Origin of the sequence: Methanosarcina vacuolata Z-761 (assembly GCF_000969905.1) — an archaeon.
GTDB classification, from domain to species: Archaea; Halobacteriota; Methanosarcinia; order Methanosarcinales; family Methanosarcinaceae; genus Methanosarcina; species Methanosarcina vacuolata.
Window position 1 is genome coordinate 2102788 of record NZ_CP009520.1, and the last position, 24492, is coordinate 2127279.

At 38.1% G+C, this 24492-nt stretch carries 23 protein-coding genes, 1 tRNA gene and 1 pseudogene; 17 read left to right on the top strand and 8 right to left on the bottom strand.

The window, feature by feature from the left end; all coding sequences use genetic code 11:
* Positions 1–95: 95 nt before the first annotated feature.
* The 8 genes from MSVAZ_RS18820 to pspAB all read left to right on the top strand — a co-directional run bounded on the left by MSVAZ_RS18820 (position 96) and on the right by pspAB (position 7010).
* Positions 96–350, top strand: a complete 255-nt coding sequence (locus MSVAZ_RS18820) for a hypothetical protein (protein WP_052727931.1) — start codon at positions 96–98, stop codon at positions 348–350.
* Complete coding sequence (locus MSVAZ_RS20270; RefSeq protein ID WP_157206055.1) at positions 343–510, top strand: hypothetical protein; 168 nt, start codon at positions 343–345, stop codon at positions 508–510. The genes MSVAZ_RS18820 and MSVAZ_RS20270 overlap by 8 nt, the downstream gene beginning before the upstream one ends.
* A 372-nt stretch (positions 511–882) precedes the next feature.
* Positions 883–1305 carry an IS1/IS1595 family N-terminal zinc-binding domain-containing protein gene (locus tag MSVAZ_RS08775; RefSeq protein ID WP_048120272.1) on the top strand — a complete coding sequence of 141 codons (423 nt, stop codon included), beginning with the start codon at positions 883–885 and terminating at the stop codon, positions 1303–1305.
* Positions 1306–2042: 737 nt separating this feature from the next.
* The gene (locus MSVAZ_RS08780) at positions 2043–2792 is read left to right on the top strand and encodes an AzlC family ABC transporter permease (protein ID WP_048120274.1); all 750 of its coding nucleotides are present in this window, start codon (positions 2043–2045) and stop codon (positions 2790–2792) included.
* Positions 2793–3028: 236 nt separating this feature from the next.
* Entirely contained in the window at positions 3029–3367 is a 339-nt protein-coding gene (locus tag MSVAZ_RS08785) for a branched-chain amino acid transporter permease (RefSeq protein ID WP_048120276.1), read from the top strand.
* 218 nt (positions 3368–3585) lie between these two features.
* Positions 3586–4443 (top strand): 4Fe-4S binding protein, encoded by an 858-nt coding sequence (locus MSVAZ_RS08790; RefSeq protein ID WP_048120278.1) that lies wholly within the window; start codon positions 3586–3588, stop codon positions 4441–4443.
* Between the two features lie 932 nt (positions 4444–5375).
* The gene (htpX, locus tag MSVAZ_RS08795) at positions 5376–6260 is read left to right on the top strand and encodes a zinc metalloprotease HtpX (RefSeq protein WP_048120280.1); all 885 of its coding nucleotides are present in this window, start codon (positions 5376–5378) and stop codon (positions 6258–6260) included.
* A 150-nt stretch (positions 6261–6410) separates the two neighbouring features.
* Complete coding sequence (gene pspAB / locus MSVAZ_RS08800; protein ID WP_048120282.1) at positions 6411–7010, top strand: PspA-associated protein PspAB; 600 nt, start codon at positions 6411–6413, stop codon at positions 7008–7010.
* A gap of 43 nt (positions 7011–7053) precedes the next feature.
* On the opposite strand, the gene MSVAZ_RS08805 is transcribed toward pspAB, so the two are convergent.
* Both MSVAZ_RS08805 and MSVAZ_RS08810 read right to left on the bottom strand, forming a co-directional pair.
* Positions 7054–8016, bottom strand: a complete 963-nt coding sequence (locus MSVAZ_RS08805) for a carbohydrate kinase family protein (protein WP_048120284.1) — start codon at positions 8014–8016, stop codon at positions 7054–7056.
* A 295-nt stretch (positions 8017–8311) separates the two neighbouring features.
* Positions 8312–8824: a DUF1670 domain-containing protein gene (locus MSVAZ_RS08810; protein WP_232316266.1), complete on the bottom strand. Its 513-nt coding sequence runs from the start codon at positions 8822–8824 to the stop codon at positions 8312–8314.
* Positions 8825–8994: 170 nt separating this feature from the next.
* On the opposite strand from MSVAZ_RS08810, the gene MSVAZ_RS08815 reads away from it, so the two are divergent.
* A complete protein-coding gene (locus MSVAZ_RS08815; protein WP_048120287.1) occupies positions 8995–10578 on the top strand; it encodes a transglutaminase-like domain-containing protein in 1584 nt (527 codons plus the stop codon).
* Positions 10579–10596: 18 nt separating this feature from the next.
* On the opposite strand, the gene MSVAZ_RS08820 is transcribed toward MSVAZ_RS08815, so the two are convergent.
* Entirely contained in the window at positions 10597–10860 is a 264-nt protein-coding gene (locus tag MSVAZ_RS08820; RefSeq protein WP_048120289.1) for a hypothetical protein, read from the bottom strand.
* A gap of 883 nt (positions 10861–11743) precedes the next feature.
* Here MSVAZ_RS08820 and MSVAZ_RS08825 point away from each other — a divergent pair.
* Both MSVAZ_RS08825 and MSVAZ_RS08830 read left to right on the top strand, forming a co-directional pair.
* Positions 11744–12691, top strand: a pseudogene (locus MSVAZ_RS08825) (ankyrin repeat domain-containing protein); the annotation flags it as partial.
* A gap of 404 nt (positions 12692–13095) precedes the next feature.
* Complete coding sequence (locus tag MSVAZ_RS08830; protein WP_048120295.1) at positions 13096–13611, top strand: hypothetical protein; 516 nt, start codon at positions 13096–13098, stop codon at positions 13609–13611.
* 600 nt (positions 13612–14211) lie between these two features.
* Here MSVAZ_RS08830 and MSVAZ_RS08835 read toward each other — a convergent pair.
* On the bottom strand, positions 14212–14562 hold the full coding sequence (locus MSVAZ_RS08835; RefSeq protein ID WP_048120297.1) for a hypothetical protein: 351 nt from the start codon (positions 14560–14562) through the stop codon (positions 14212–14214).
* A gap of 14 nt (positions 14563–14576) precedes the next feature.
* Entirely contained in the window at positions 14577–14762 is a 186-nt protein-coding gene (locus MSVAZ_RS08840) for a hypothetical protein (RefSeq protein WP_048120300.1), read from the bottom strand.
* Between the two features lie 388 nt (positions 14763–15150).
* Here MSVAZ_RS08840 and MSVAZ_RS18825 point away from each other — a divergent pair, with 388 nt between their 5' ends.
* The 3 genes from MSVAZ_RS18825 to modA all read left to right on the top strand — a co-directional run bounded on the left by MSVAZ_RS18825 (position 15151) and on the right by modA (position 18846).
* A complete protein-coding gene (locus MSVAZ_RS18825) occupies positions 15151–17184 on the top strand; it encodes a tetratricopeptide repeat protein (protein ID WP_052727932.1) in 2034 nt (677 codons plus the stop codon).
* A gap of 409 nt (positions 17185–17593) precedes the next feature.
* Positions 17594–18280, top strand: coding sequence for an HAD family hydrolase (locus tag MSVAZ_RS08850; protein ID WP_048120302.1), 687 nt, complete (start codon positions 17594–17596; stop codon positions 18278–18280).
* A 191-nt stretch (positions 18281–18471) separates the two neighbouring features.
* Complete coding sequence (gene modA / locus MSVAZ_RS08855) at positions 18472–18846, top strand: molybdate ABC transporter substrate-binding protein (protein WP_232316267.1); 375 nt, start codon at positions 18472–18474, stop codon at positions 18844–18846.
* Between the two features lie 69 nt (positions 18847–18915).
* On the opposite strand, the gene MSVAZ_RS21195 is transcribed toward modA, so the two are convergent.
* From MSVAZ_RS21195 to nikR, 3 genes are all read right to left on the bottom strand, one after another.
* Complete coding sequence (locus MSVAZ_RS21195; protein ID WP_232316268.1) at positions 18916–19221, bottom strand: GNAT family N-acetyltransferase; 306 nt, start codon at positions 19219–19221, stop codon at positions 18916–18918.
* A gap of 9 nt (positions 19222–19230) precedes the next feature.
* Complete coding sequence (locus MSVAZ_RS21200) at positions 19231–19485, bottom strand: hypothetical protein (RefSeq protein WP_232316269.1); 255 nt, start codon at positions 19483–19485, stop codon at positions 19231–19233.
* Positions 19486–20122: 637 nt separating this feature from the next.
* Complete coding sequence (gene nikR, locus MSVAZ_RS08865) at positions 20123–20548, bottom strand: nickel-responsive transcriptional regulator NikR (RefSeq protein WP_048120307.1); 426 nt, start codon at positions 20546–20548, stop codon at positions 20123–20125.
* A 608-nt stretch (positions 20549–21156) separates the two neighbouring features.
* Between nikR and MSVAZ_RS08870 the strand changes: the two genes are divergently transcribed.
* The 3 genes from MSVAZ_RS08870 to MSVAZ_RS08880 all read left to right on the top strand — a co-directional run bounded on the left by MSVAZ_RS08870 (position 21157) and on the right by MSVAZ_RS08880 (position 23043).
* Entirely contained in the window at positions 21157–21921 is a 765-nt protein-coding gene (locus MSVAZ_RS08870) for a peptidylprolyl isomerase (protein ID WP_048120309.1), read from the top strand.
* A gap of 153 nt (positions 21922–22074) precedes the next feature.
* Positions 22075–22159, top strand: a tRNA-Ser gene (locus MSVAZ_RS08875).
* 527 nt (positions 22160–22686) lie between these two features.
* Entirely contained in the window at positions 22687–23043 is a 357-nt protein-coding gene (locus MSVAZ_RS08880) for a carboxymuconolactone decarboxylase family protein (RefSeq protein WP_048120311.1), read from the top strand.
* The last annotated feature ends 1449 nt before the right edge of the window (positions 23044–24492 follow it).

Sequence of the window (24492 nt, forward strand, 5' to 3'; positions counted from 1 at the left end):
ATTGAGGCCACAGAAGTGGCCCTGTAACCGTAATTGAAACGCTAAGAACCATGAACCCGAAAGTTATGTAATCCCTTTTGCCAGGCGAGGAGAAAATGAAGGACGTGATGTCCGGCATAGATGCGGTAGGTTATCAGGTCATGGAGAGGGCTGATCCCTTAAAAAACCGGGTGATAAGTAACCTTGTAAGGTTAGTAAACCCTACAAGCCTTCCTGGAATTACAGGACTCTTTACTGAGGACGATCTGGACAGCGTCAATGAACATGCTAAAAAACGGGTATATTCTGCCTTTTGGGCAGTTGTGGGAAAAAGGCTTAACAATTGGAACAGTCCCTACCCCAGTGAATAAAATCATTTTGATGCTCAGGGATACAATAATTGCAGGTGAGGCAAAGCCAGGCTTTATTGTAGGCCACAGTATCTCTATTGAGGACGCGACTGCCGCCTACAGGGAGTTTTCTCAGCGTGCAGAAGGTTATACGAAAGTGGCAATTAAATATGAATATTAAAAAATTTAGATATAACTACCATGAATATAAGTTTAAAGTTAATAATTATGAACAGTGAGGTTTTTAAAACTCATTTTTCATTTTCCCGGGCTAATGAATGTAAAATGTCTCTCTATATGGTTTTGAATGATCTTATGGGATCTAAGTTTCTAATAAATATGAAGTTCATGAGAAAGGCTCTGAGACAGTTTTTATCCATTCTCATAAATAATAAATACAATGGATTTTATTTGTATAATTGTATGAGCCAATCTGATAATGAATTTTAAATAACGCTTGTCTTTATGCTGATGAATCAATCTGAAACAAAGTGTTTGAAACGAACCGAGCAAAATAAATATATTATTGAAGTTACAACTTATTGATTATATTATGTCAGTTGAAAACCAAAATGAGACTGTTTGCCCAAATCCTGAATGTAAGTATTATCTCAGGATAGAAGGGAAAGCTATTATAAAACGAGGAAAGTATAAAACCGGCCATCAGCGGTACTACTGTAAGCACTGTGGAAAATTTTTTATGGATACGAAAGGTACCGCTGTTTATCGCAAGCATCTATCTGCAGATGAGATAAGACTGATATATCGGCTATTCCTTGAAAAAAACGGGATAAGAAGTATTGAACGAATAACAGGGCATCATAGGGATACAATAAGCCACTTGATAAAAGACACAGTAAAGAACCAGAAAACGGAAGAATACTTTGTCAAGCAGATCGGGCTTACAGCCAGTGAATGTGAAAAATTATGGGGACTTCTTGAAAAAAAAAGAGAAACTTCTCGAAATAAACTCTGAAATAGCAGTCATATGTTTATTTTCCTGAGTATAGGCAGACCGATGCATAGTGTCCGAAAGTATATAGCCTTGCAAAAAGAAATATCCGACACTTATGGAAGCATTTAGGGCTTACCAAGTTTCTATACTGCATAATGTGAATACCTTAGAAGCTATCTATAAACCGAGAATCATTTGTCCACTTGCCATAATGTCCGCAGACACATTACAGCCTGATTTCGTACCTTTTGGTTTAAGCATCAACCTGTTTTCGCTTATTCCACTTCACGATTCTTACGATGGTTCACTTTACGTTCTTCATAGGGGTTCACCCTACGTTCTTCATAGTATTCTTATCCTGACCAATTATCAAAGCCAGATTCCTTGAGTTATTGATATTGTCATGTGAACTTCACAAAAAAGTTACCATTTGTGAATGTCACACTAAGATTACCTCAAATGGAAAAGGTAGCCTATAACGCAATTCATAGTATAGCTTCTTGTCGCACCTGCAGAATGTGGGATTCTATTTATCAACAACATTTATCAACATTTGTCAACAGTTTATATTTATTTCATAAATACTCCGTTGCTTGCAGCGGAGTGCGTTAGTGCAAATTTGATTTCTAAATGCAAGCAGTCTGACGGTTCTTACTCCCGAAAGTAATTCTATGTTGACAAAAGATATATATGATAGATATAATTTCTGTATTTCATTTTTCAAAAGAAATTACAGCAGGCAGTAGAAGATAGATAGCATGGTCAGAAATGGGGAGTACAAAAGGGAAGCAGGCGAGCAAAATAAAGATCTTTTAACCATCGCTTTCAAAACCACAATTCCTGTGCTTCTTGGGTACATACCTCTTGGAATGGCTTTTGGGTTTCTTCTTGACGGTGCAGGATATCACTGGATCTATGCTTTTATTATGAGCCTTTTTGTCTACGCAGGTTCTGGCCAGTTTCTGGCAGTAGCTTTACTTTCTGCCGGCGCAGGACTAACTGAGTTTGCCATAGCCACATTACTTCTGAATTTCAGGCATGCTTTTTACGGTTTGTCCCTGCTTGAGAAGTTTTCCGGTATCGGAAAGGTTAAACCTTATCTTATCTTTGCACTAACCGACGAGACATATGCTCTCCTGACCACAACAGATGTCCCGCAGGGCAGCTCAAAATCAAAGTTTTACTTTTATATTGCAGCCCTTGACCACCTCTACTGGATCGCAGGTTCAGTTATGGGAGCTGCACTTGGTTCTGTACTGGATCTTAATCTTGAAGGCATGAGTTTCGTTCTGACCGCGCTATTTGTAGTGTTGACCATAGAGCAATATTTCAGTTCAGAGGCGCGTTTTCCCTTCATAGCCGCAGTTGGTGCGGGGGCCCTGTCTCTTATTCTGTTCAGCTCTGACAACATGTTGCTTGCTTCAATCATTCTTGGGACTCTGATTCTGATTGGCAGGGAAAAGTCAATGCAGAGAGCACAAAGAAAGCAGAAAACACAGGAAACATAGGAAACGGAGAAAACACAGGAAACGGAGAAAACACAGGAAACGGAGAAAACACAGGAAACGGAGAAAACACAGGAAACGGAGAAAACACAGGAAACGGAGAAAACACAGGAAACGGAGAAAACACAGGAAACGGAGAAAACACAGAAAATGCAGGGCATTTCACAAATAAAGAAAGAAATTCGGTTGATTAATACATCCATGCAGTCTGTTGAAGATAAAATAAAGGAGGAAAACTGATGCTGAGCGCTCTTCAAATGTTCATTACCATTGCAGTCATAGCGCTTGCAACCTTTGCAACCAGAGCTCTTCCATTCCTGTTTTTTGGCTCAAGGGAACCCCCTGAAATGCTTGCGGTTATTGAAAAAAACCTGCCTCCTATGATTCTCCTGCTGCTTGTTATCTACTGCTTAAAAGACGTTCAATGGCTTACAGCTCCTTACGGGATTCCGGAATTTGTCACCACAGGTGTCGTTGCCGGGCTGCATTTCTGGAAAAGAAATGCCATGCTTAGCATCTTTATAGGAACAGCGCTTTATATGGTACTCGTGCAGTTCAACGTTTTTTCATTTCTCTGAATTTTTCTCCTGTCTTTCATTGATCCAGTTTTCTTGCCTGTATTTGATAAAAATCTCCTGTTTTCTCTGGTACAGGTATGTTTCCAAATTATTTACATCTCAAGGTTCGGTTAAAGCTGCAATCTTTAAAAAGCCGAAATCTATTAAAAAAGCCAACTGAAAAAAGACAAAAATATTTATATAGGTCAATAATAATGCCTTTGCATAAGTGACCTTATATGAATGATAAAAAAATCGATGTGTCTTTACTAAAAAGTAAAGGATTTCTGCCTCAGAGGCAGGAAAACATGTTTTCAATGCGTCTGAAGGTCGTGAGTGGGAATCTGGATGTCGAAAAACTGCGGGCAATTGCAGATGCAGCCGAGAAGTATGGCTCTGGCTATGTTCACATAACCTCAAGGCAGCAGATTGAGGTTCCTTTTGTTAAACTTGAAGATGCGGAAGCAGCAAACAACGAACTTGAAAAGCAGGGTATTTTTGGAGGCTCTGCCGGAAAAAGGGTAAGAGCCGTGGTTGCCTGCCAGGGAGATAGGGTCTGTAGAAACGGGTTAATTAACTGCGAAAGCATAGCTTGCAAGATCGATGAAAAATACTTTGGGGAAGCTGTCCCTAAAAAACTCAAGATTGCAGTAACAGGCTGCCCTTCAGCATGTGTAAGACCTCAGGAAAATGATTTTGGAGTCATGGGTACTGTAAGTCCCAAAACCGTCGAAGAAAATTGCGTCGGCTGCAAGCGCTGTGAAAAGGCTTGTAAAGTGGGAGCAATAAAAGTCCAGGAAGATAAAGCTTCTATAGATACTGAAAAGTGCATCCTCTGCGGGGCATGTATTGCAGCCTGCCGGAAAGATGCCCTGAGAGCAGAAAAAACCGGATGCACGATCTTCGTTGGAGGCAAGGCCGGACGCCAACCCATGCAGGGGATAAAGCTTCTTGAGCTTGCAGACGAAGAGCAGCTTTTCTCAGTCCTTGAAAAAACCTTTGAGTACTACAGGAGAGAAGGTCTTGACGGGGAGAGATTAGGAGAGCTCATTGAAAGGCTCGGTATTGATAAGTACAGGGAAGAAGTCCTTTCCTGAGCTTTGTAGAAATTCGTAGTTTCAGCTTAAATGAACTTACAATTTCTTTGTTTATTTTGTACCATCACTCTTAATTTTATTTTTTTTATTGATCTTCATCTCTTCTTTTTCTTCTGGTTTCTTGTATCCTCTTCAAATTTTATGGGCAAGAGTAAATTTCATGTATTTGATGAAAATTTAATAATTAAACCAAGTTTAAAAAACAACCTCAAGTGATACATTCAACTTTTCAACTGGATTATAAAATTGTGCACATTTTTTGAGTTGGAAAATTCGACATTGAATTTGAATATGATACGATTTATTTTGTTTAATGGTGTATTAATGATAAGCATATGATAAACATCAGATTTTTAATGATAGACAGTAATTCTTGTCGAATAAAAGAAGCTTTGAGCCTTTCCAGAAGGGGGAAAGGACTTTAATCTTTGAGGAAATATTTTATCCGATATATAGCTGGATTATTTCATATTCCCAAAGAGAAAAACAATCATGTTATGCCTTCGTAACTCTTTCCCAAATCTTACTAAAAATTTTTCTTTTTGTGTGCAGCCTTCTTTGAGTTACAGGTCAATACCTGTAAGTACACTCAGTCAGACTTGGCTTCCATTTAACGGAAGCTATATTTATAAGTTTAATATCAGTATGTTTGATATTTCATATTTAATATTTGTAAGCTTAATATCAGTATATTTAATATTTGCAGGTTTAATATTTTATTTAACATGGGTTTGATTATAATTTAAACTCAGACTTAATAATCATTTAAAACGCGCTTAACTTTAACCGCATATAACTATAATCGCACTTTACTTTAGTTGCAATTCGCTGCAACAGCACTTTACTTAAGGAGTAATCGATTGAAATCATGCATAAGCGCAATTAACAATCAGAGATTTCTACATGTAAATCATACTCAGGAGCAGTAATCAATGAAACGAAAGTGGGAACGGGATTTGGGACTTCAGGGACGGATGATTTTCACGATGTTTCTTCTGGCAGCAGTTTACTTTTTTTTCCTGTTGTTTCTTTCGTACAACGGGACTCCGCCAGTGTTTATGATGCTTTTTGTAGGTTCTTTCATGGCTATCCAGTACTTTTACTCGGATAAACTGGTGCTGTGGTCAACAGGCGCACAAATCGTTTCTGAAAGCGAGGCCCCACAATTACATGGGATAATTACGCGTCTCTGCGCAATAGCTGACCTCCCGAAACCTAAGGTGGCAATTGTCAGGACTCAGGTCCCGAATGCTTTTGCAACAGGCCGAAACCAGAACAACGCTGTTGTTGCAGTTACAACAGGAATTATGGACAAACTATCTCCAGCCGAACTCGAGGCCGTGCTTGCTCACGAACTTACCCATGTCAAGAACAGGGATATGGCTATCATGACAATTGCCAGTTTTATCTCAACGCTGGCTTTTTACTTTGTTCGTTACAGCCTCTACTTTGGAGATATGGGAGGAGACAGGAGAAAAGAAGGCGGAGGCATTTTGCTTGTTTGGTTAGTTTCACTTGCAGTCTGGGCTGTTAGTTTCCTACTTATTCGAGCCCTTTCCCGCTACAGGGAATATGCCGCAGACAGGGGCGCAGCCATTATTACCGGACAGCCGTCGGACCTTGCATCGGCCCTAATGAAGATCAGTGGCGTCATGTCCAGAGTCCCGAGTGAAGACCTCAGGTCAGTAGAGGGGATGAATGCCTTTTTTATCATCCCTGCAATCTCAGGTTCTTCCATAATGGACATTTTTTCCACTCACCCTTCTGTGGAAAAAAGAATAGCCAAACTTGAAAAGATGCAGCAGGATCTGGGCTAACCTGGTGTACTGGCAAAATCCTGGTCACAGGATTAATCCCATTTACAGGACTAATCCCATTTACAGGACTAATCCAGGTCATAAAATATTAGTTAACAGAAACAAATTCATAGCACGAATTAAGAACATGACTTAAAAAGGAGAAACTAAATGGGTCTTCGCGATTTAGTGGACGCCGTTCTAGGGAAGAGTGCGCTTCCGAAAGCAAAAAGTGAGAAACTATTTGCAATGTCTACAGCCAGTATTACTCTGGAAAGCAATCTTGGCCTGAAGCCTTCAGGATCGGCAGGAATCTGTTTTAAGCCAATAGGGGCTTCAGCGTACGAATCTGCGCGAAAGGAAATTCAGGAGCTTCTGGAGTATAGTTCAAAGGAAACAGAAACCGAGTTCAGGCTGGAAAAAGATGAGTTCAATTTCCTGTGGGCTATTTTTAAAGACCCGGATTTAGAAGATCTTGTTGCAAACATTCACCTTGTAAGTGAAACCCTTGAAGAACACGGCTTTGGCGGGCAGCTTCTCTGTGCCATTTACAGGTTTGACAGCGAACCCGAAGCCGGAAAATCCAGCCGTGGAGAAACCGTTTACTGGATCTACAATTTTAAGCAGGGAACTTATTATCCCTTTATCCCGCTTTCCGGCAAGCAGAGAGACAGCCCCTTTGAATTCAGGTTAAGGGCAGAAATGGAAAGGGAAATGCCTATCGAAGAAAATGTAGAAAAGTGGTATCCTCTATGGGGAATTCCATTCTAAAAGACTGCGGTGCCTATAAGTTCAACTTGGTTTTTGATCACGTTCAGGTTTTGATAAAGCTCAGCTTTAATCCTTGAGCTTTGAGCTCTTCCATAAGCTCTTTTGAATAATCAGGTACTGCACCTGCTTTTGATGCAACATACGTTCCAAGGATGCAGGCGATTGAAGCGGCTTTTGAAACTCCGTACCCTGAGAGGCAGGTGTAAAGAAAACCTGCGGAAAAGGCGTCTCCGGCTCCGACGGTATCTACAACCTCGATAGGAGTGGTTTCTACCTCCTCATAAATGCCTTTGTGGTAAATCGCAGCTCCTTTAGGCCCCCTTGAGATGCAGACCACGGAAATTTCAGGATATTTTTCAGTAACCAGGCGGCAGAAAGCTTTGTAAGAAGTAAGAGGCTTACAGGTGTCGGCAGTGCCAGAAAGCAGGCAGGAAATAGTGGCGGCTTCTTCCTCATTCAGTTTTAAAATAGTTGTGTGTTCCAGCGAAGACAGTATCCATTCTTTTTCGTAATTCCCTGTCCTCAGGTTTACATCGTAAAAGAAATATTTTGTTTTTATTTCCGAAAACAGCCTTTGAAGAGTTTTTCGGTTTTCTTCCGATCTCTGGGCAAGGGTTCCAAAGCAGAAAACATCCCATTCTTCCCCGGAAAGATCCCTGAACTCTTTTTCTCCAAGTGTAATTGCATCCCAGGCAACACCTTTGTTAATCATGAAAACCGGAATTCCTTCAGCCTGCAGTTCAACAGTAACCGTCCCTGTCGGCCTTTTTTTATCAATTACGACGTAAGAGGTATCAATCCCCATTGCTTCAGCTCTGGCAAGCAGGCTTTTTCCAAGCTCATCCCTCCCGACTGCAGTAATCACAGCCGATTTTGCTCCCAATTTTGCAAGGTGGGCTGCGAGGTTCAGCGGAGCTCCTCCAAGGTGGGCTGAACCCTTTATAATATCAAAAAGAGCTTCTCCGAATGTAAGGGCTTTAATTGGCTTTAGATGATCCTTTTTCACTCTTTCACTCCTTTATACCACTTATATTAGTTCATCCCAAAACTTGATTTAGGAATGATTCAAGTATAATCTCAAGGTATTTGTTGCCAAGCATCATTATTGAGATAATGAAATTATGGATCAACTCCTGAACTGCAAATTTGAAGTTATATTTTCATTGGTCATCGATTAAGGTTTAAAATGTTATTCTTGCCACTGATTTTACATTACTTAAATATATTCAATTTATTCAATTTATTCAATTTATTCAATTTATTCAATTTATTCAATTTATTCAATGATGTTCCAGCCTCCTCTATTCTTGAAAACACGATCCGGAATATTTTCCCTTAAATGTGGTTAAAGAAACTTGCCAAAAAGAAAGACCAATATCTTTGACCACTCTTTTCAGGGGAACATAAAGTCTCTTTTCTCGGAAATTCTTTAAGTCCTTTTTTATAGTACTGTAACTGCGTTTTAAAAGTTTTACAAGATCTTTGATTGTTAAATGAGCATGCTGATTTCTAGCCTCTTGAGTGATTCGTAGCAATATGCCTTGTCTGTATGCTGAGAAACCAAATTTTTCGTGGACATCCATGTCTTCAGGAGTATCTAACGTTAGGATAACCTCTACATGCTTTGAACCAAGAAGTGATTTTCCAGGACCATCTTCATCAGAGATGGAAAGATAAAGAATTTGACCATTACAAATTCCAGAATTATTATTCTGAAAGAAATTTTTACTAATAATAACTATTGTATCTGCAATTATATGAGCGAAGTTGAAACCATTTATTAAACGAAGACGAAATATTTGCTCCTTAGTCATCCTACTCTTTGTAACATATATGTCGTTTATATGAGCCACCAATGATACATTTAGGTCGTGGGGGCATATGAACCAATAGGAGAAACTTTCAAATAACTACACTTACATAATATTCTTTTAAAGTTGAGCTGGGTTTACAGTATAATTTCTGTTTTCAGGGGGGTGTACTTTTGATTGATGCTGAAATTTCACATACAATCGCCAGGCTAGCCAAGCTAGCAATATTACTTGTTGTTTTGTATGGAGCTGTTCACAGGCTCAGGTCCAATTATACTGCTCCGGCAATACTAATTATTGCTCTCTGTGGGGTAGGGGTGGTTATTGTGGATTTTGATGGAGACAAATTAAATACACCCAGTGAGATTCAGCATGATACCAGTATATTCGCATCTGATTCGGATTCTGACGGAATTTCGGATGGATATGAGGTCAACACACTCCATACTGATCCTGCAAACGGCGATACAGATTCCGATAAAATCTCGGACTTTGACGAGGTAAACAAGTATAAAACCAATCCGTTAAGCGAAAATTCTGATGGAGACTTATACGGAGATTATCAGGAGATATTTGAGTTCGGTACAGACCCCAATTCCAGGACGGTGTCAAAGATAATAGTCAAAACTTCTCCTGTGAATGGTGATATATTCATAGATGGAGAATTTCAGGGTAATGGGCAGATATCAATAGAGTTGAAGCCTGGTGCATACAAAGTGCAATACGGTAATGTAAATAATTATCATTCTCCTCAGTCTCAGTTAGTGACCTTAAAATTTGGACAACAAATGAATATTGTTGGGGATTATGAGTCTTACTCCCCTTCAAAACTGGCGATTTCAAGTGCAGTATCCGATATGTCTGGTGTGAGTCCGGCAGTATATAGTTATTATGTAAATAACAAGAAGAAGCTTTTCCAGGTGACTATTGCTAACAAAGGGGAATCGTCTGCAGAAAATGTTATTCTGTCTACTCGCATTGAAGGTGGAGATTGGATCTCATCATCAATCAATGGGATCTCTCCGAATAAAGTATCGAAAATCGGGGTAACCCCAAGCATACCCGAAGAGTTATTTGAAAAAGCCGGCAAAGAATCAACGAAAAATCTGTATTTGAAACTCGAGTACAGTTCATCAGGAACAAAACAGCCTTTTGTGGAAAGCACTATTCCCCTCAAGGTATATGGTAAAAATGCGCTTCCATTAGCAGATACTTCCAGGCTGGCATCTTCAGATGCAGGTATCTCATCAAAATCGTTTTATTCGTATTACATCGATCCACATGACTCAAATGTGAGGAGTATTGCAGCAAATGCAACAAAGGGCACTGATGACGATCTAGAAAAAGCCAAACTAATTTTTGATGCGCTTGGCCAACACGGAGTATATTATGTTTCCGATCCCCATGACCCATTGGGGACTGGTATAGATTATATCCAGACTCCATCCGAAACTTTATCTCTGAAAGGTGGAGATTGCGACGATCTGGCTGTACTTTATGCGTCTGCACTTGAGTCTGTAGGTGTGAATACGGCACTGATCCATATCCCTGGTCATGTGTTTGTTGCATTTAAAGTGGATGGGATATGGAATTTAATTGAAACAACGATGATTAAAGCTCCGGAGAGTACTGACGACGATGAAGTCTCATATTTTGATCAGGCGACATCCTCTGGATATGATACGTATACAGAAAATGCAAATTCAGCACTAATCGTGATGACTGAAGAAGCCTGGGAACAGGGAATTACGTCGTAAACGGTCTATATAATGATGTTATCTTAAGAAAGCCGTGAAAAGGTTGTGGAGAGGCATGAGGAGGAACGGGATTACAACTGACATTAAAGTCTCCATTTCCTTTTTATGCTTTTGATAATTCAGGTAACATTTTTGCTGTTGTTTTTCACCAGACCGACTGAGAATAATAACAATTAAAAAAGTTTTATAAATGTCTAAACCACAGGCTTTGTCTATGACTTTAATCCCACAAGCTTTGTCTATGACTTCAATCCCACAAGCTTTGTTTATGACTTCAATCATCAAATAATATCACCCAATTTATTTGGCAGTGAAATTGCCTAAAAGCCAGTTTAGCATACGTGATCAAAGTCACACTTGAGCTTTCGATGGCAATTCACTGATTAGTTTAGGGACGGTTTTGAAAAACCAAAATTAGGACAACCTTACTGCCCAAGGTAATGAGGGCTTAATAGTCAAAAAAGAGGGGAGAATATTTTCATTTAGTTGTGCCTGTTATTCGAAGAATTTAATGTGTGTTTATGACTCAAATGTACGAACTTGGAGTAGTTTTGAGATAGCCTGAAAATGGGAATTTTTGATCCTAACTTGAACGCGAAAACACCTAAAATTCCTCATCTGCTGCACATACAGGTAAAGAATTCAGGAGTTATGCGTTCAATTCACAGATTTAGGAGGCTTTTCTATTTTTGTCTGTTCGCTTAGACATATGATACATACGATGAACTTCTATTTAATACTTTTCTTTATGTTTATCATATTTGATGTTATTATATTAAAAACTTGTATTACTGCTATAGATCAACGTCCAGGAAAGATATCTTAACTTTTAAGGTACCTGAGAAATATGGAAATATGAATTGAATTTATGTGCTTAAAAAGCGGAAGTTAGATATGAAATGTGAGTTTAAAAAATTCTATATAGATTTGGTAAATTCCAACAAAAGATCACCTATATTACTTTAGGCTTCTGTGGACTCAAATCCAAAATTTACTGATTTTTACATTTACATTCATCAATGAATTTTGGTACTGAGTCATTCTGAGTGATAAAACTTATATTTTCTCTGAGTTATAATTATATTTTATCTGAGCAATAAAAATTGTACTTTTAATTCCATGCTTCAATCAAAAACGTCAGAATAGCTACAATCAGGTAAATACAAAACATTCGATATTTAAGGAGAAAACAGTGATGGACTTTATATCCAATTTATTTGGAAAAGATAAAAACCAAAATCTTTTCGAGGCTTCTAAGTTAGGGCAGGTAGAAAATGTAGAGAAACTTTTGAAAAGCGATAAAGTTGACATTAACTCGCAGGACACATATGGTAAAACTGCTTTAAATTATGCGGTGAATAAAGGATACAGAGACGTTGTACAATCGCTTATTAAAGGCGGTGCCGATCTTAATATTCAAGATGAAAACGGGGATACCGCCTTAACTTCTGCGGCAAAGATCGAACGTGGGGATATTGTTGAGCAGCTCATTAAAAGCGGTGCCGACCTTAATATTCGGGACGGAAACTGCGAGACTGCTTTGAAGTTTGCAGTAAAAGTAGGATACAAGAGCATTGTTGATATTCTTCTTGAAGGTGGAGCCGATCCTGATATTCAGGGCAGGAACGGTGAAACGGCTTTGATTTCTGCTGCATCCAGGGGGCAAAAGGATATTGTGGAGTTGCTCCTAAAAGGTGGAGCAGACGTTAATCTTCAAGACGAAAATCTTAACACTGCTTTGAATGCTGCAGCAAAGATTGGACATAAAAGTATTGTTGCGTTGCTTGTTAACGCCGATGCTGATCTTAATCTTCAGGATAAAAACGGAAATACAGCTTTGACTTATGCAGCAGATAGAGGGTACAGGGACATTGTAGACTTGTTTATTGAAAGTGGTGCCAGTATCGATGTTCAAGAAGAAAATGGGCTTACCGCTTTGATGCTCTCATCACAGGCGGGGCATAGGGACATTGTAGAGTTGCTTATTAAAAGTGGTGCTGACCTTAATATTCAGGACGAAAATGGCAATACTGCTCTGGATATTGCGGCAGAAATGGAGTTTACCGAGATTGTTGAGTTGCTCCTTCAAAGTGACGCGAATTTAAGGTCGTGATTTGTTCAGAAGGATTAACTTAATAACATTTTCAGGAGAAATACAAAAAACGCACATGAAATTCTTCTAATCACATGCACAAAGAAATGAAAGTACTTGGAAGAACTTTCATACCAAATAACCTGCAATAGAATAAAATGCTTATCAAAAATCATTGGGTCGTCCAGTGTTATATGGTTGATATTGCCATGGTTAAGTATTCATTATGACAAATACTTGCGTTTTTGTGCAAGGAACGCAAGTCAGCTCCATTTGACTGAGGATCGGAGCAAAAGGGCCTAAAAACGACTTTACTAGCATTCTGGGAATAATATCAACCAGGGCATAAAGGATGACCAAAATCATTGTAATTTTGATTACAGTAAAGAAAACAGAGAAAGCCCTCGTATAATTGATATACCATCGTGACAATCCTTACTGCTATGAATGACAGTGAACCCGAAAATTCAGCTTCGCCTTCTCACTTAACTGACCGTGCAGCCCGCGAAAAGGCCCTTGCCGAAAATCTCACTCCTACTTATGAATCAGTTTCGTTTTCAAGTCCGGTCCTTGACCAGTTCAGGGGACTTATGCCTGATTTCAATAAACGCCTCTCACCTAACAGGGATCTTGGACTCTCTTCTTCTGATCACCTCCGCTTGAGTCCGGAAACTCTTCCGAGGCTTGTTTCCAGCTCCTTTACCGGAATAAAATCTACTGGTCTTTTGGAGTCCATGCCCAAAAGCCCGAGGCTGCCTGCAGGAAAAGGGCTTGAGATTTTCCCTGACTTGCCTGGAAGAATGCTGACAGAATCAAGGATAAGCTCTCTGACGCTTAGTGCAGACCTTCCTATGGCTCCTCTTGCAAGCAGGCTTTTAATGCTCAGGCAGACAGATGGGCTGAATGAATCAAGAAGAACAGAGAATAAAAACAAGGACTGAATAGATAAGGGAAAATGTATTTTCTCTTTTTTATTTGAACAATCCGTAGTTATTTGTTGGGTAGGTCAGGAGGATTACTCCTCTTTTCTCCCCAGGAACCGTACTTGAAAGTTTCCCTTCATACGGCTCGAGTGTTTTCAAACCCTTTCTGTATCAGACATCAGTAATTTGCATAACTGATTTTGTGATTCTGGATATAGTCCACTAACATTGTTGTCTGTAAGCTTCTCACCTATTTTGTGTCTTTGAGTATCTTACATTCGTGAGTTTCTCATCGATCAATTTGTCAACTTCAAGCTCTTGAAAAAACCCAACAATGAGACCAAGGTGACCTAAGAAGCTTGGACGTTTTATTGAGGATTCAACTCTTCTACTGTTGCTTTTATCTGCCGTGGAAGATTAAGAAAATATATATGAAAATTAATTATGTTAACTTATATGTTTACCTGCCGAAGCTAGGTTATATGTCTGTCATCTTAATACAATATTTATTGTTAGGGTTGTTCTTTTATTAGGCATATACAAATAGAGTCGCGGGATAACGTAAAATCACTCATCTTATAAAGGAAAGTTTAATGGTTGTGAAATCCGATCTAAAATTCATTTTTCCTCTTCCCCATGCACCAGAGATGCAAAATAAGCTTCTTCAATGTAGTTGCATAATTCAAGAATTCGTGTTTGATGAGTTTCTTCCAGTTTGCGGAATGGATCATCATATACAGCATCCAGCATTTTGCCAGTGTTTTCCAGATATCCAAGGGATTTTTCATCTTTTACTTTATTCTTCAGGACTTCCACAGTTACCTTGACAGCAAAAGCGTCATCGTTTATGCACTGGTTCCTGAGCTCATTAAGGGTTCGTGAAAGATCAAGGGCAGCAAGTTCTCCATCTCTTCTTTCTCCAGTATTCTGAGCTTCTATCCTCATCAATTCGATTTTTGCCTCGGCCATTTTAGCTTCATTTTCTATCTGCTGGTACCCGGCTTTCTCTTCGAATCTCTTTTTTTGAGTTTGTGGAGAAGTTCAAGGCCCTGATTTGCTTCTTCCATATCGGATTTGAATTCAGTGATATCTGCATCTCCTGTGCTTTCAATATTTCTTCCACCTATAATGATGGAATCCTTTATGGTAATTGATCTTGAAGGTCTCATGCCTTTTTGTTATGTTTGTACCTATTTAACTTATGTTATTACATTTTGGAGAAATAATGTAAAAATTTAGATATGTTGTGATAATAAAAATGTTTAGAAGTCTATGCTTATTAGTGAATATCTAAATAGTTTCTGGCTTTATCTCATAAGGACATTTACTCGCTTTTGGGAAATGCGCTGGGTAAAAATACAAAAAAATCATGAAAATCTACCCCACCGGGGTATGCTACTGAGTGGAGCGGACTGGGTGCTTACTAACTATAATTAGGGAGTTACATTCTGATAAAAAGTTTAAGTTCAAATATATTTCTTGAATTTTTTCCACAAAAGCAAAAATTTGATAAATACTTCACTTGTATTATTCTCTCTGACCCGGAGCTGAATATTTATGTCTTCCCATCCCATCACAATAACCCGTACCATATATGATCCTGCCCTCAAAAATTTCGTTTTTGATTCTCCTGAAGAGAAGGTGATGCCTAACGTCAGGAAGTGGATAGAGAAGGAAAACCCTGTTATTTACTGGTACATTCTTCGTGTAGACAACCCTTTCGAACTCCTGTTTGATCAGTGGGCTGTTGAACTTTACACTCATCAAGCTCTTTCCATTACAGATGCTTACATTGATGGCATCGACCGCCGTTTTGAAATGAGAAAACGTGAACGTGACCCCTGGAGCGATAAATATGTCCTTTCAATTCCCAGACAGCTGGGAATTCCCATTGTTGGAAAAGGGATTCGCCGTATTTTCTTCAAAGTTGACATTAACTGCCGTGAAGGTCTGATGCACGAATATGGAATTTCTGGCAAGTTCGTTGCCGAAGGTATTGAGGCTATCGATATCCCGGAAAAAATGTTTCGTTATTCCTGCAAAGTCGGAGAGTTTCGTCAGATCTTCGATAATAACCCTGATGAGGCTTCCATCTATGCTGAAAAACGCCTCTTGGCCCGTTATTCTTCAAATTCCATCCAAGTCTTTACCAACAGTTTTCGGATGATACACGAGCTTTACAAATACTGTCATTCCGGTGATATTGTAAAGGACGACCTTTTTTACAAGCTCAATTCACTGTATTCCAATTTCGAAAAGATTCCCGAAATTGCCGATAAACGTATCAATCCTCTTCTAAATGATGGCATCAAAGTGCTTACTATTCTTGAAGAAGGCAACATGAGCGAATTCAAGTCGCGATACCTCCGGCTCTGTGACTCTCTTGTGGAGCAGTTGCATATCGAAGTTGTGGGTACTGATTTGAAAGCTAATGAGGCGAGTTCCCCTGCCCAGGACCTTTCGCCCAAACGGAATACGGAAAGTATGAAAGAGGATTCAAAATCAGACAATGGGCAGCTGAGATGTCCTGTCTGCAAGAATCTGATTGATTCCTCCAATCGTTCTTTGTTATGTGGGAAATGTGGAGCACATTTTTGCCAGATCTGTGAGAGCTGGTCCCGGGAAGAGAGAGAACGTGGGGAGAGGCCGCTATGCAAAAAGTGTTTTTCAGCTGAACAGGAGAAGTTGAGGGAACAGATGGGAGAAGAGGAAGATAAGGAAAAGGAAAACTCAGGAACAAGCGAGGCAGAAGAAATAGAGAACTTCACAGAGGAAGCGATTCAACACTTCGAGAAAGGGCTGGCATTTTATAAATTAGGCAGATATGAAGAGGCAATAATAGCTTATGAAAAAGCTCTGGAGATCGACCATAAACATATCGATTCTTGGAATAACAAAGGTATTGCTCTTTATTGCTTGGGCAGATATGAGGAAGCACTACAAGCTTATGATCAATCCCTGAAGATAGACTCGAAATCTATCTGTGCATGGAATAATAAGGGTATTACCCTTTATGATTTGGGTAGGTATGAAGAGGCAATAATAGCTTACGATCACTCCCTAGAGATAGACTCGAAATCTACCTATGCATGGAGTAACAAAGGTAATGCTCTTAATAAGTTGGGTAGATATGAAGAGGCAATAAAAGCTTGTGACACAGCCATATCGATAGACTCAAAATGTGACGATGCATGGAACGGAAAAGGGATTGCCCTTAAAAAATTGGGTAGATATGAAGAGGCAATAATAGCTTATGATAAAGCCATTGAGACAGGCCCGAAATATATCCATGCATGGAATAACAAAGGTATTGCTCTTTATTGCTTGGGCAGATATGAAGAGGCAATAATAACTTATAAAAAAGCTCTGGAGATCAACCCTAAATATGTACCTGCATGGAATAGAAAAGGGAATGCCTTTAATGATTTGGGCAGATATGAAGAGGCACTACAAGCTTATGAAAAAGCCCTAGAAATCGACCCGAAATATGTCTATGCATGGCATAATAAAGGTATTGCCCTTGAAAATTTGGGCAGGCATGAAGAGGCGTCTGCTTGTTATAAAAGGGCTGAAGAATTGAAGAATAAATGAAGAAGAAAGATTTAAGATTTTTTAAAAGAAGAAATTATGGCTTATAGAGTGGAACCTTGATTTAGGGAGTAACGGCAAGAGTAATAGGAATAGATGTTTTTATCCGGTATCAACCATTTATATCATTACTTAAATTAACTTGCTGTTTTTGGATTCCTAAAATTCATTTATCTTTCTTCCCATGTACCAGAAATGCAAAATAAGCTTTATTGGTCATCGGTCAAGGAATTTTCTTTCCTGAAAGCTGTCTATTTTGCATTAGAAGCCGACCTTAAATTTTGGTCTGTTTATATGAAATCAATACCATGTTCCAGCGCATAACATATAAAATATTTAGCAAGCATTCTGGAAATGGACGCAATTTGTCAAGATTCCTTACTTAACTGAAGATGCATGAAGGAGTATTACAATGCATAAAAAATATCTTCTGTGGGACTTTGATAATACATTGGCTTATCGGGATGGAATGTGGGGACAAACTATATACGACCTATTACAGGAACATGGATACGGCAGCATTAAACTTGAGGATATTCGTCCACTTCTTACCAGAGGATTTCCCTGGCACACTCCGGAAATATCTCACGAAGAGTTTTTAGGGGGAGTCCAGTGGTGGGATTATATGACACTGCACTTTTCTAAAATAATACATGAAATTGGGGTCAATGAGACATTATCAGCTGAAATTGCAGGTCAAATAAAAATGAAATATTTATATATTGAAAAATGGCATCTTTATGATGATACAATTCCCTGTTTAGAAAGGGCAGTAAGTAAAGGTTATGAAAATATAATCGTTTCAAACCATGTACCTGAATTATCCAGTCTGGTCAGAGATTTAGGAATAAGTGATTATTTCTTTCAAGTATATTCGTCAGCACAGATAGGGTATGAAAAGCCAAATATCCAGATATACAGGAGAGTGCTTGAAAAACTCGAAGATACCAGTGAAGTAACAATGATCGGCGACAGTTATATTGCAGATGTCGAAGGGGCAATAAACGCAGGAATTAAAGCAATATTGGTAAGAAAAGAGAACACTCATAACTATCAAAATTACTGTAAAAGTTTAGATGAGATCGATGCTATCTTATAGGGGAATGCAAAACCTTAAACAAACGTCTGAATTTCATTCTTTTAACAGTAGTGTTTTACACTGGTAATACACCGCAACGGTGCGCTCTTACTTCTTCCAATAGTTTTCGTTTTTGGAGTTTTTAGCTTCCCATGTGGTCATCCGGAATCTTGATCCACACTTGATGTAAAAAATCAAACATATTTAGCGTTGTGACTGAAATCGGCGTTGGAAATCCTGATACAGTTCCTGTCGGAAATTATACACGCACCGCATTGACTGAAGCGGGTTTGTGGAGTCAGCTCGAAAATAAGATGGTATTTGCTGAAGACGTCAAACAAGTACTCACATACGTGGAAAGAGGAGAAGTTCATGCAGGGTTTGTATACACAATCGACGCAAAAACTGCAGAACCAGGAACTATCAAAATCGTTAGAAACGTGCCTGTTAGTATTCCTGTTAAGTGTCCTATAGCTGTGATTTCTTCTTCCGAACATAAAGAAGAAGCTCAGAAGTTCCTTGATTTTGTGACCGGAAAAGAAGGACAGGATATACTGAAAAAGTATGGTTTTGTTTCTCAATCTTGATAAAAGATGAGACTTGCCATTGGAATTAAGGAATTAGAGAGGTCAAGGAATTAGAGAAAGACCTGAGAATTAAAGAATTCTTAATTCCATTTCATAACATGTCTCTTTCGAGCCACAGATGTCTTTTATTTCTTTAATTATCTTAAAGCCCATTTTTTCATACAACCCTATGGCAGGAAAGTTTTCCGTATTTACATATAAGAGAATCGAAGATATCCTATTTATCCTCATTTCTTTAATGCTTTCTTTTAATAAATTCTCTCCATGGTGCTTTCTTCTAAAATTCTTATCTATTGAAATTGAATAGATTACGGATTTTTTCTTAAAACCCTTTAGGGATAGAACAGGCTTCAAATAATATATGCAGTAACCCACAACCTGATCCTAGCTTTTTATCACATAGAAGATCTTTTTCATTCTTTTCGAATATCGTTTAACACCATTTTGGTTTTTAGTTCCAAAACCTTCGGACTGAATTCTGATAATTTCAGGAAGCATGGAATCCTCTACGGATACAACATTTTCTTTCTCTATCTGTATCCATTTTCTAATAAACAGATTAGTTATTACATCCTTCGCCAATCTCTCAAAACTCGTTGCATATACATTTAATGTAACCTGAATTTTTGTTAGACCCATAAAGATCACTTTTAAGCGAGCATAACGATTTGCTAGCTTACCCCTTAATAATTCCTTATATTCTATCCGATGAATTGAGTTTTTCCGCTTCTGAACAAATATACGAGTGGTTTCCGATTCCATGTCTTCAGGAATACTCACAGCTTTTGAAGTGGAATTTAATATCTGAAGTTTGAATAAGACTCTGGTCCAAAATCTAGTGATTTTTGTATTTTTCGATTGAAATCATGAACTTGCAGGAAGAATTCGTTCTTCAATCAAACTCAATATTTGATATCGAAAGACTTCCATCGAGAGGACGTATTTAATGGATTATAACCAATTATAAAATCTAGTGATTTTCAATTTCACGTTTATCACTGGATTTTGGTACTGAGTCTTGAATAAGTAAATTTTAAACTATTTTCCATGATCAGAAAGCTTTAATTCCCATTTTATATTCACTTTTCATGCGTCTTCTGTGAAGTGGAAATCGTGACAAACTGCGTCCATTCCCACAATGCTTGCTAAATATTTTATTAAGTTCTGGGCTGGAATAGGGTGTCGATTTCATGTAAACAGGCCAAATTGAAAGCTGGTTTCTGATGCAAAATCAATACTTCCTGGCAAGAAAATTCCTTAACCGATGACCAATGATTCATTTTTCAATCTTCTCTTCTGGAACAGTTGTTAACCTGGAGTGCTTGACTCCCTTCAAACTTAATATTTTTTCAGTCAGTTCTATTATTTTCTCCCCTTCTCCCTGCAGAATTATTACCTCAAAACACAAGTTTGGCTCAATATGGAAGTGCACTGAGGAATTTATCAGGTCCAGGTACTCGTGCTGAATGCTTGCCAGGGTGCTCGATACCCCTTTTTTTGAGCAATCATATACTATAGAAATCGTTGCAGCTCTTTTGCCCTTGATCTGCTGCATCCAGTCATAGTGCTGGTTATATGTCCTGATGGCATCCCTTATTCCCTCGGATCGAGAGGAATACCCTCTCTTCATAAGAGTTTCATCAAATTTGTCCAGAAGTTCCCCTGGCATGGAAACCCCTATTCTCATAAGCTTCCTTTCCATATACCTCTCCCGAAAACAAAAGTTTTCTGTTAAGTACCTATTCCACACATCTGGTGGTAAAACTCAACAGGACACTTAGCGGAAAAAACTAATAGTAGACCCCAAATTCTCCACTGTGATTCCCAGAATTATACTCTAATATTTGATTGTAATTTCGTTGCATAAATAGTAATCGAAAGACATATGAAATATGAGAAAGTCATTAAACTTAGAAATCACCGACTCTCCGGCTCTCAAAGTGTCGGGATAGAAATTTTTCCTGCCGGAACCTCTGCTTTTGTTCAGGTTGTTTGCAGGAATGCACTCTTTCTACAAAAGCTGGTGCTCACCATAAGCATTAAAATAAAATAGTTTTACCTGCTTATTTTCAAGCCAGTTGTCTGCTAAATGTAAGTCTCAAGGTCGAATGATAGTGATTCTGGTAAATCTTTCCTAAAACTACAATTTTTTGAAAGTATCCGTAAAATCGACAGTAACCCTGTGGATTCCCAAAAAGCTTATTAAAGGCAGAGTTCTATAGCGTGAAACACATTTACGCTGAATTGGCTGACAATGAATAATTTTCTTGCTTATCAATTTAGTTTATTTAATAAAAAGAGTTGAAAATTATGGCAATCCAGAAAGGCGATTTCATAAAGTTGAACTACACAGGTAAGTTCGAAGACGGCAGAATTTTCGATACAACAGACGAAGAACTAGCAAAAAAGGAGGATATCTTTAATCCGCGCGGGCTTTACGGCGGAGACGTTGTTATTGTCGGGGCAAATCATACTATTGAGGGACTTGATGAAGATCTCGAGGGAAAGGAAGTCGGCTACAACGGAAGCGTTGTAATCCCTCCGGAAAAGGCTTTTGGCCTGAGTAATCCCAAGCTTGTAGAAACGATTTCTATCACAAAACTGAAAGACCGAAATGTTCACCCTGGTCTTCCTGTTGAGGTAGATGGCAGAAGAGGAGTTGTCAGTAGGGTTATAGGCCGCAGGGTCACTGTAGACTTTAATGGTCCTCTTGCAGGCAAGACCGTTACCTATGAGTATACTATTGAAAATGTTCTTGAGACTGAAGTTGAGAAAATTCAGGGTCTTCTTGCCCTCTATACCGGCCTCAGGGATCTGGAAATCGAGGCTGTTGACGGTGTTGCAAAGATTTATACTCCAACAGGTCTGACCTTCAACCAGCGCTGGCTCATGGCAAAGGATAGGGTTGCATCCGAACTTTTCAAGTATGCTGGTCTTAAGGAAGTCCAGTTCATTGAAAAGATTACAGCAGAACCCGAAACTCAGATACCAGCCAAGCCCGAAGCTGAAGCAGAGGCTGAACCCGAATCTGAGTCTAAACCAGAAACCGAGGAATCCTCAGAACCGGAAGTCTGATTTCAGCTTTTAATTGTTCAGAGAGGCGAAGAGCACTTTCTCTTCGCAAATTTTATATACCATAATCGGGTTTGTTGTATACGCTTTCCGGAATCAAATGCTAATCTGTATATTTCCCTTTGCGGGAAGCTGTAAGAATGATTTTTTCAACCTGCTGAGGTAGCCCAGCGGACTACGGCGCCGGTCTTGAAAACCGGTAGCGCTTTGCGCTACGGGAGTTCGAATCTCCCCCTCAGCGTTAATTTACTGGGAATATTTTGAAAAAGAAATCTGTTTTTTATTTGTGAAACTTGATTAAATTCTGTTATGGAGTCGCGGCACTTTTAGGTGATGTTATGGCCTCCGTGGCTTGGTTACGGCTTAAATAACAAAAGCAGAGAACAAAACCATAGTATATACTAAAAAGTGTAACTCCAAGCTAGAGTTCATTCAAAAACCTATAGTTGTTTCTCTAAACGTACATGATATTCTTCGAATAACAGGCACAAATGTATGAGTACTTTTTACTACTTTTCACCCACACTTTTTTGATTATTGATCCTGTCATTACCTTGAGTAGTAAGGTTGCCCTAACTATGGTTTTTCAAACCATTGCTAAACTGAGCAGTGAATTGCCATAGAAGGCTTAAATTTGAGAAGGAGCAGAAAATCAAAAGGAGCATCGTTTTTGACACAACCTGAGAAGTTAGTTTTCGGATCAGTTTAATTAAACTAAATAAATACTTAAGTAGAGTTAGAGTAATCCTATTATCGGGATGTGACTACATGGATAAATTTGTCAAAGATAAAATAAATCAAAGTATAAACGATAGAAAGCAACACCATTCTCAATTTTTAGAGAATTGTATTACTTATAACTCTTTTCTTGAATTAGAAAAGAAAGCATTTGAAGCTGGTTGCCTTTCACGGAAACATAAGGAACTAATGGCTCTATCTATTTCTATTGTTACTAAATGTGAACCCTGTATTGAATGGCACGTTCAACAGGCTTGTTTAGCAGGTGCATCAGATAAAGAAATATATGAAACTATAGATGTGGCCATCGAGATGGGAGGAGGGCCAGCTGCTGCTTACTCACGATTTGCATTAAATGCATTGGATTTTCACAAAGACAAAAAATAGAAAACATAAATTTACTTAGCGATTAATTAAAATCTGTGGGATATATTTTAAGAAAATAGGGAGTGATGCATAAGTCACAAGTTTTAAGATTTGCTGGGTGGAGCCTCCGCAAAAAATGTGTCAACATATTACTGTTTTTTATCCAGTATTCGTGTAATAATATTTAGCAGTTTAAACAGAATATAAAACACAAGCCATATCATAAAAACGAGAACTAAAAGGTTCAAAATAAGATTCATGTGATCCACCCATTTTTTCCAAAGATAATAGTTTTTAAATATAAAATTGAACTTATTTTTTTGAGTATAATACATGTTTTAGTATATAACTACTAATTTTATAACATTTATAGTATTTAAAGTTTTATTTAATTATTTTTTTAAAATAATTAGATAATATGTGTAAAATGAATAAAATTCATGTGTTAATCTATTAGACCCCTTGAAAAATGAGTAGTTTTTTAAGGGATATTAAATCTTATTTGCCCAATTAAATATAGTGTCAGCCCTCCCCCCGTTAAGGTACATTTATTAAAGGATCTATTTGCTGTTTAAAGGGTATAAATACTTTAATTGGTAAATTAAACGTTGATTTTTCCTTACTTTTAACATTGGATTTTGTATGGGTAAAAATGACATCAGATGCCTTGTTCATAAATAAATATAAATTGTAAAAGAATAAAGTATTTATCTCGCTCTCTTCTTGATTTAAAAGAGTATTATAGATTATTTATCTAAAAAATTGATTTTTAGAGTGTACCTTAATTGGGGAAACTCTAAATGCATACCTATTATCCAAAATAAGCATTGTATACCCTTAGTTTTAGTACTTATTTGGAAGGACCCTATAATCTATAGAATTATACAAAAATAGAATATGTTAACGACCCTATAGTCACGAGGCTAAATAATGTAACTGCTCTGAGGTACAATGAAGTGTTTTGTTGCAACAATTACAGGCGTGACTATAGTTAAAAAGTGTAAAATTAAATAATATATAAAATCTTTTAGGGTTTGATTAAAAGCTGTGGAACATATTTCAGATAAATTTCAGATAATCTTCTTTTAATTCAGTTTGTAATATGGTCATAGATGTCTATATCTTCTTTCTGAGAGTCTCCCCGGAATTCAGAGATCTGGGTCTGGGACAACCTGCATGCCTTAGCTAGGCCGTGAAGAAATACCGTAAGCAGTGTGGTGTAAGTTTTCCATTTAGGAATGATTCAAATATAATATCAAGGGTTTTTGTTGCCAAAAATGATTATTTGGGAAAATAGAACTATACATCAACTCCCAAACTAAAAATTTGAAGGAATATTTTTATTATTCCTTAGTTTTCCCTGGGGATTATGGGAGCCCAAACGATGAACCTGTTCGGTTGGACCGGACTCGAACGAGACAGAAATAAGGTAAGTTAACCTTCTTGATTCATCTCAGTATCTTCATTATA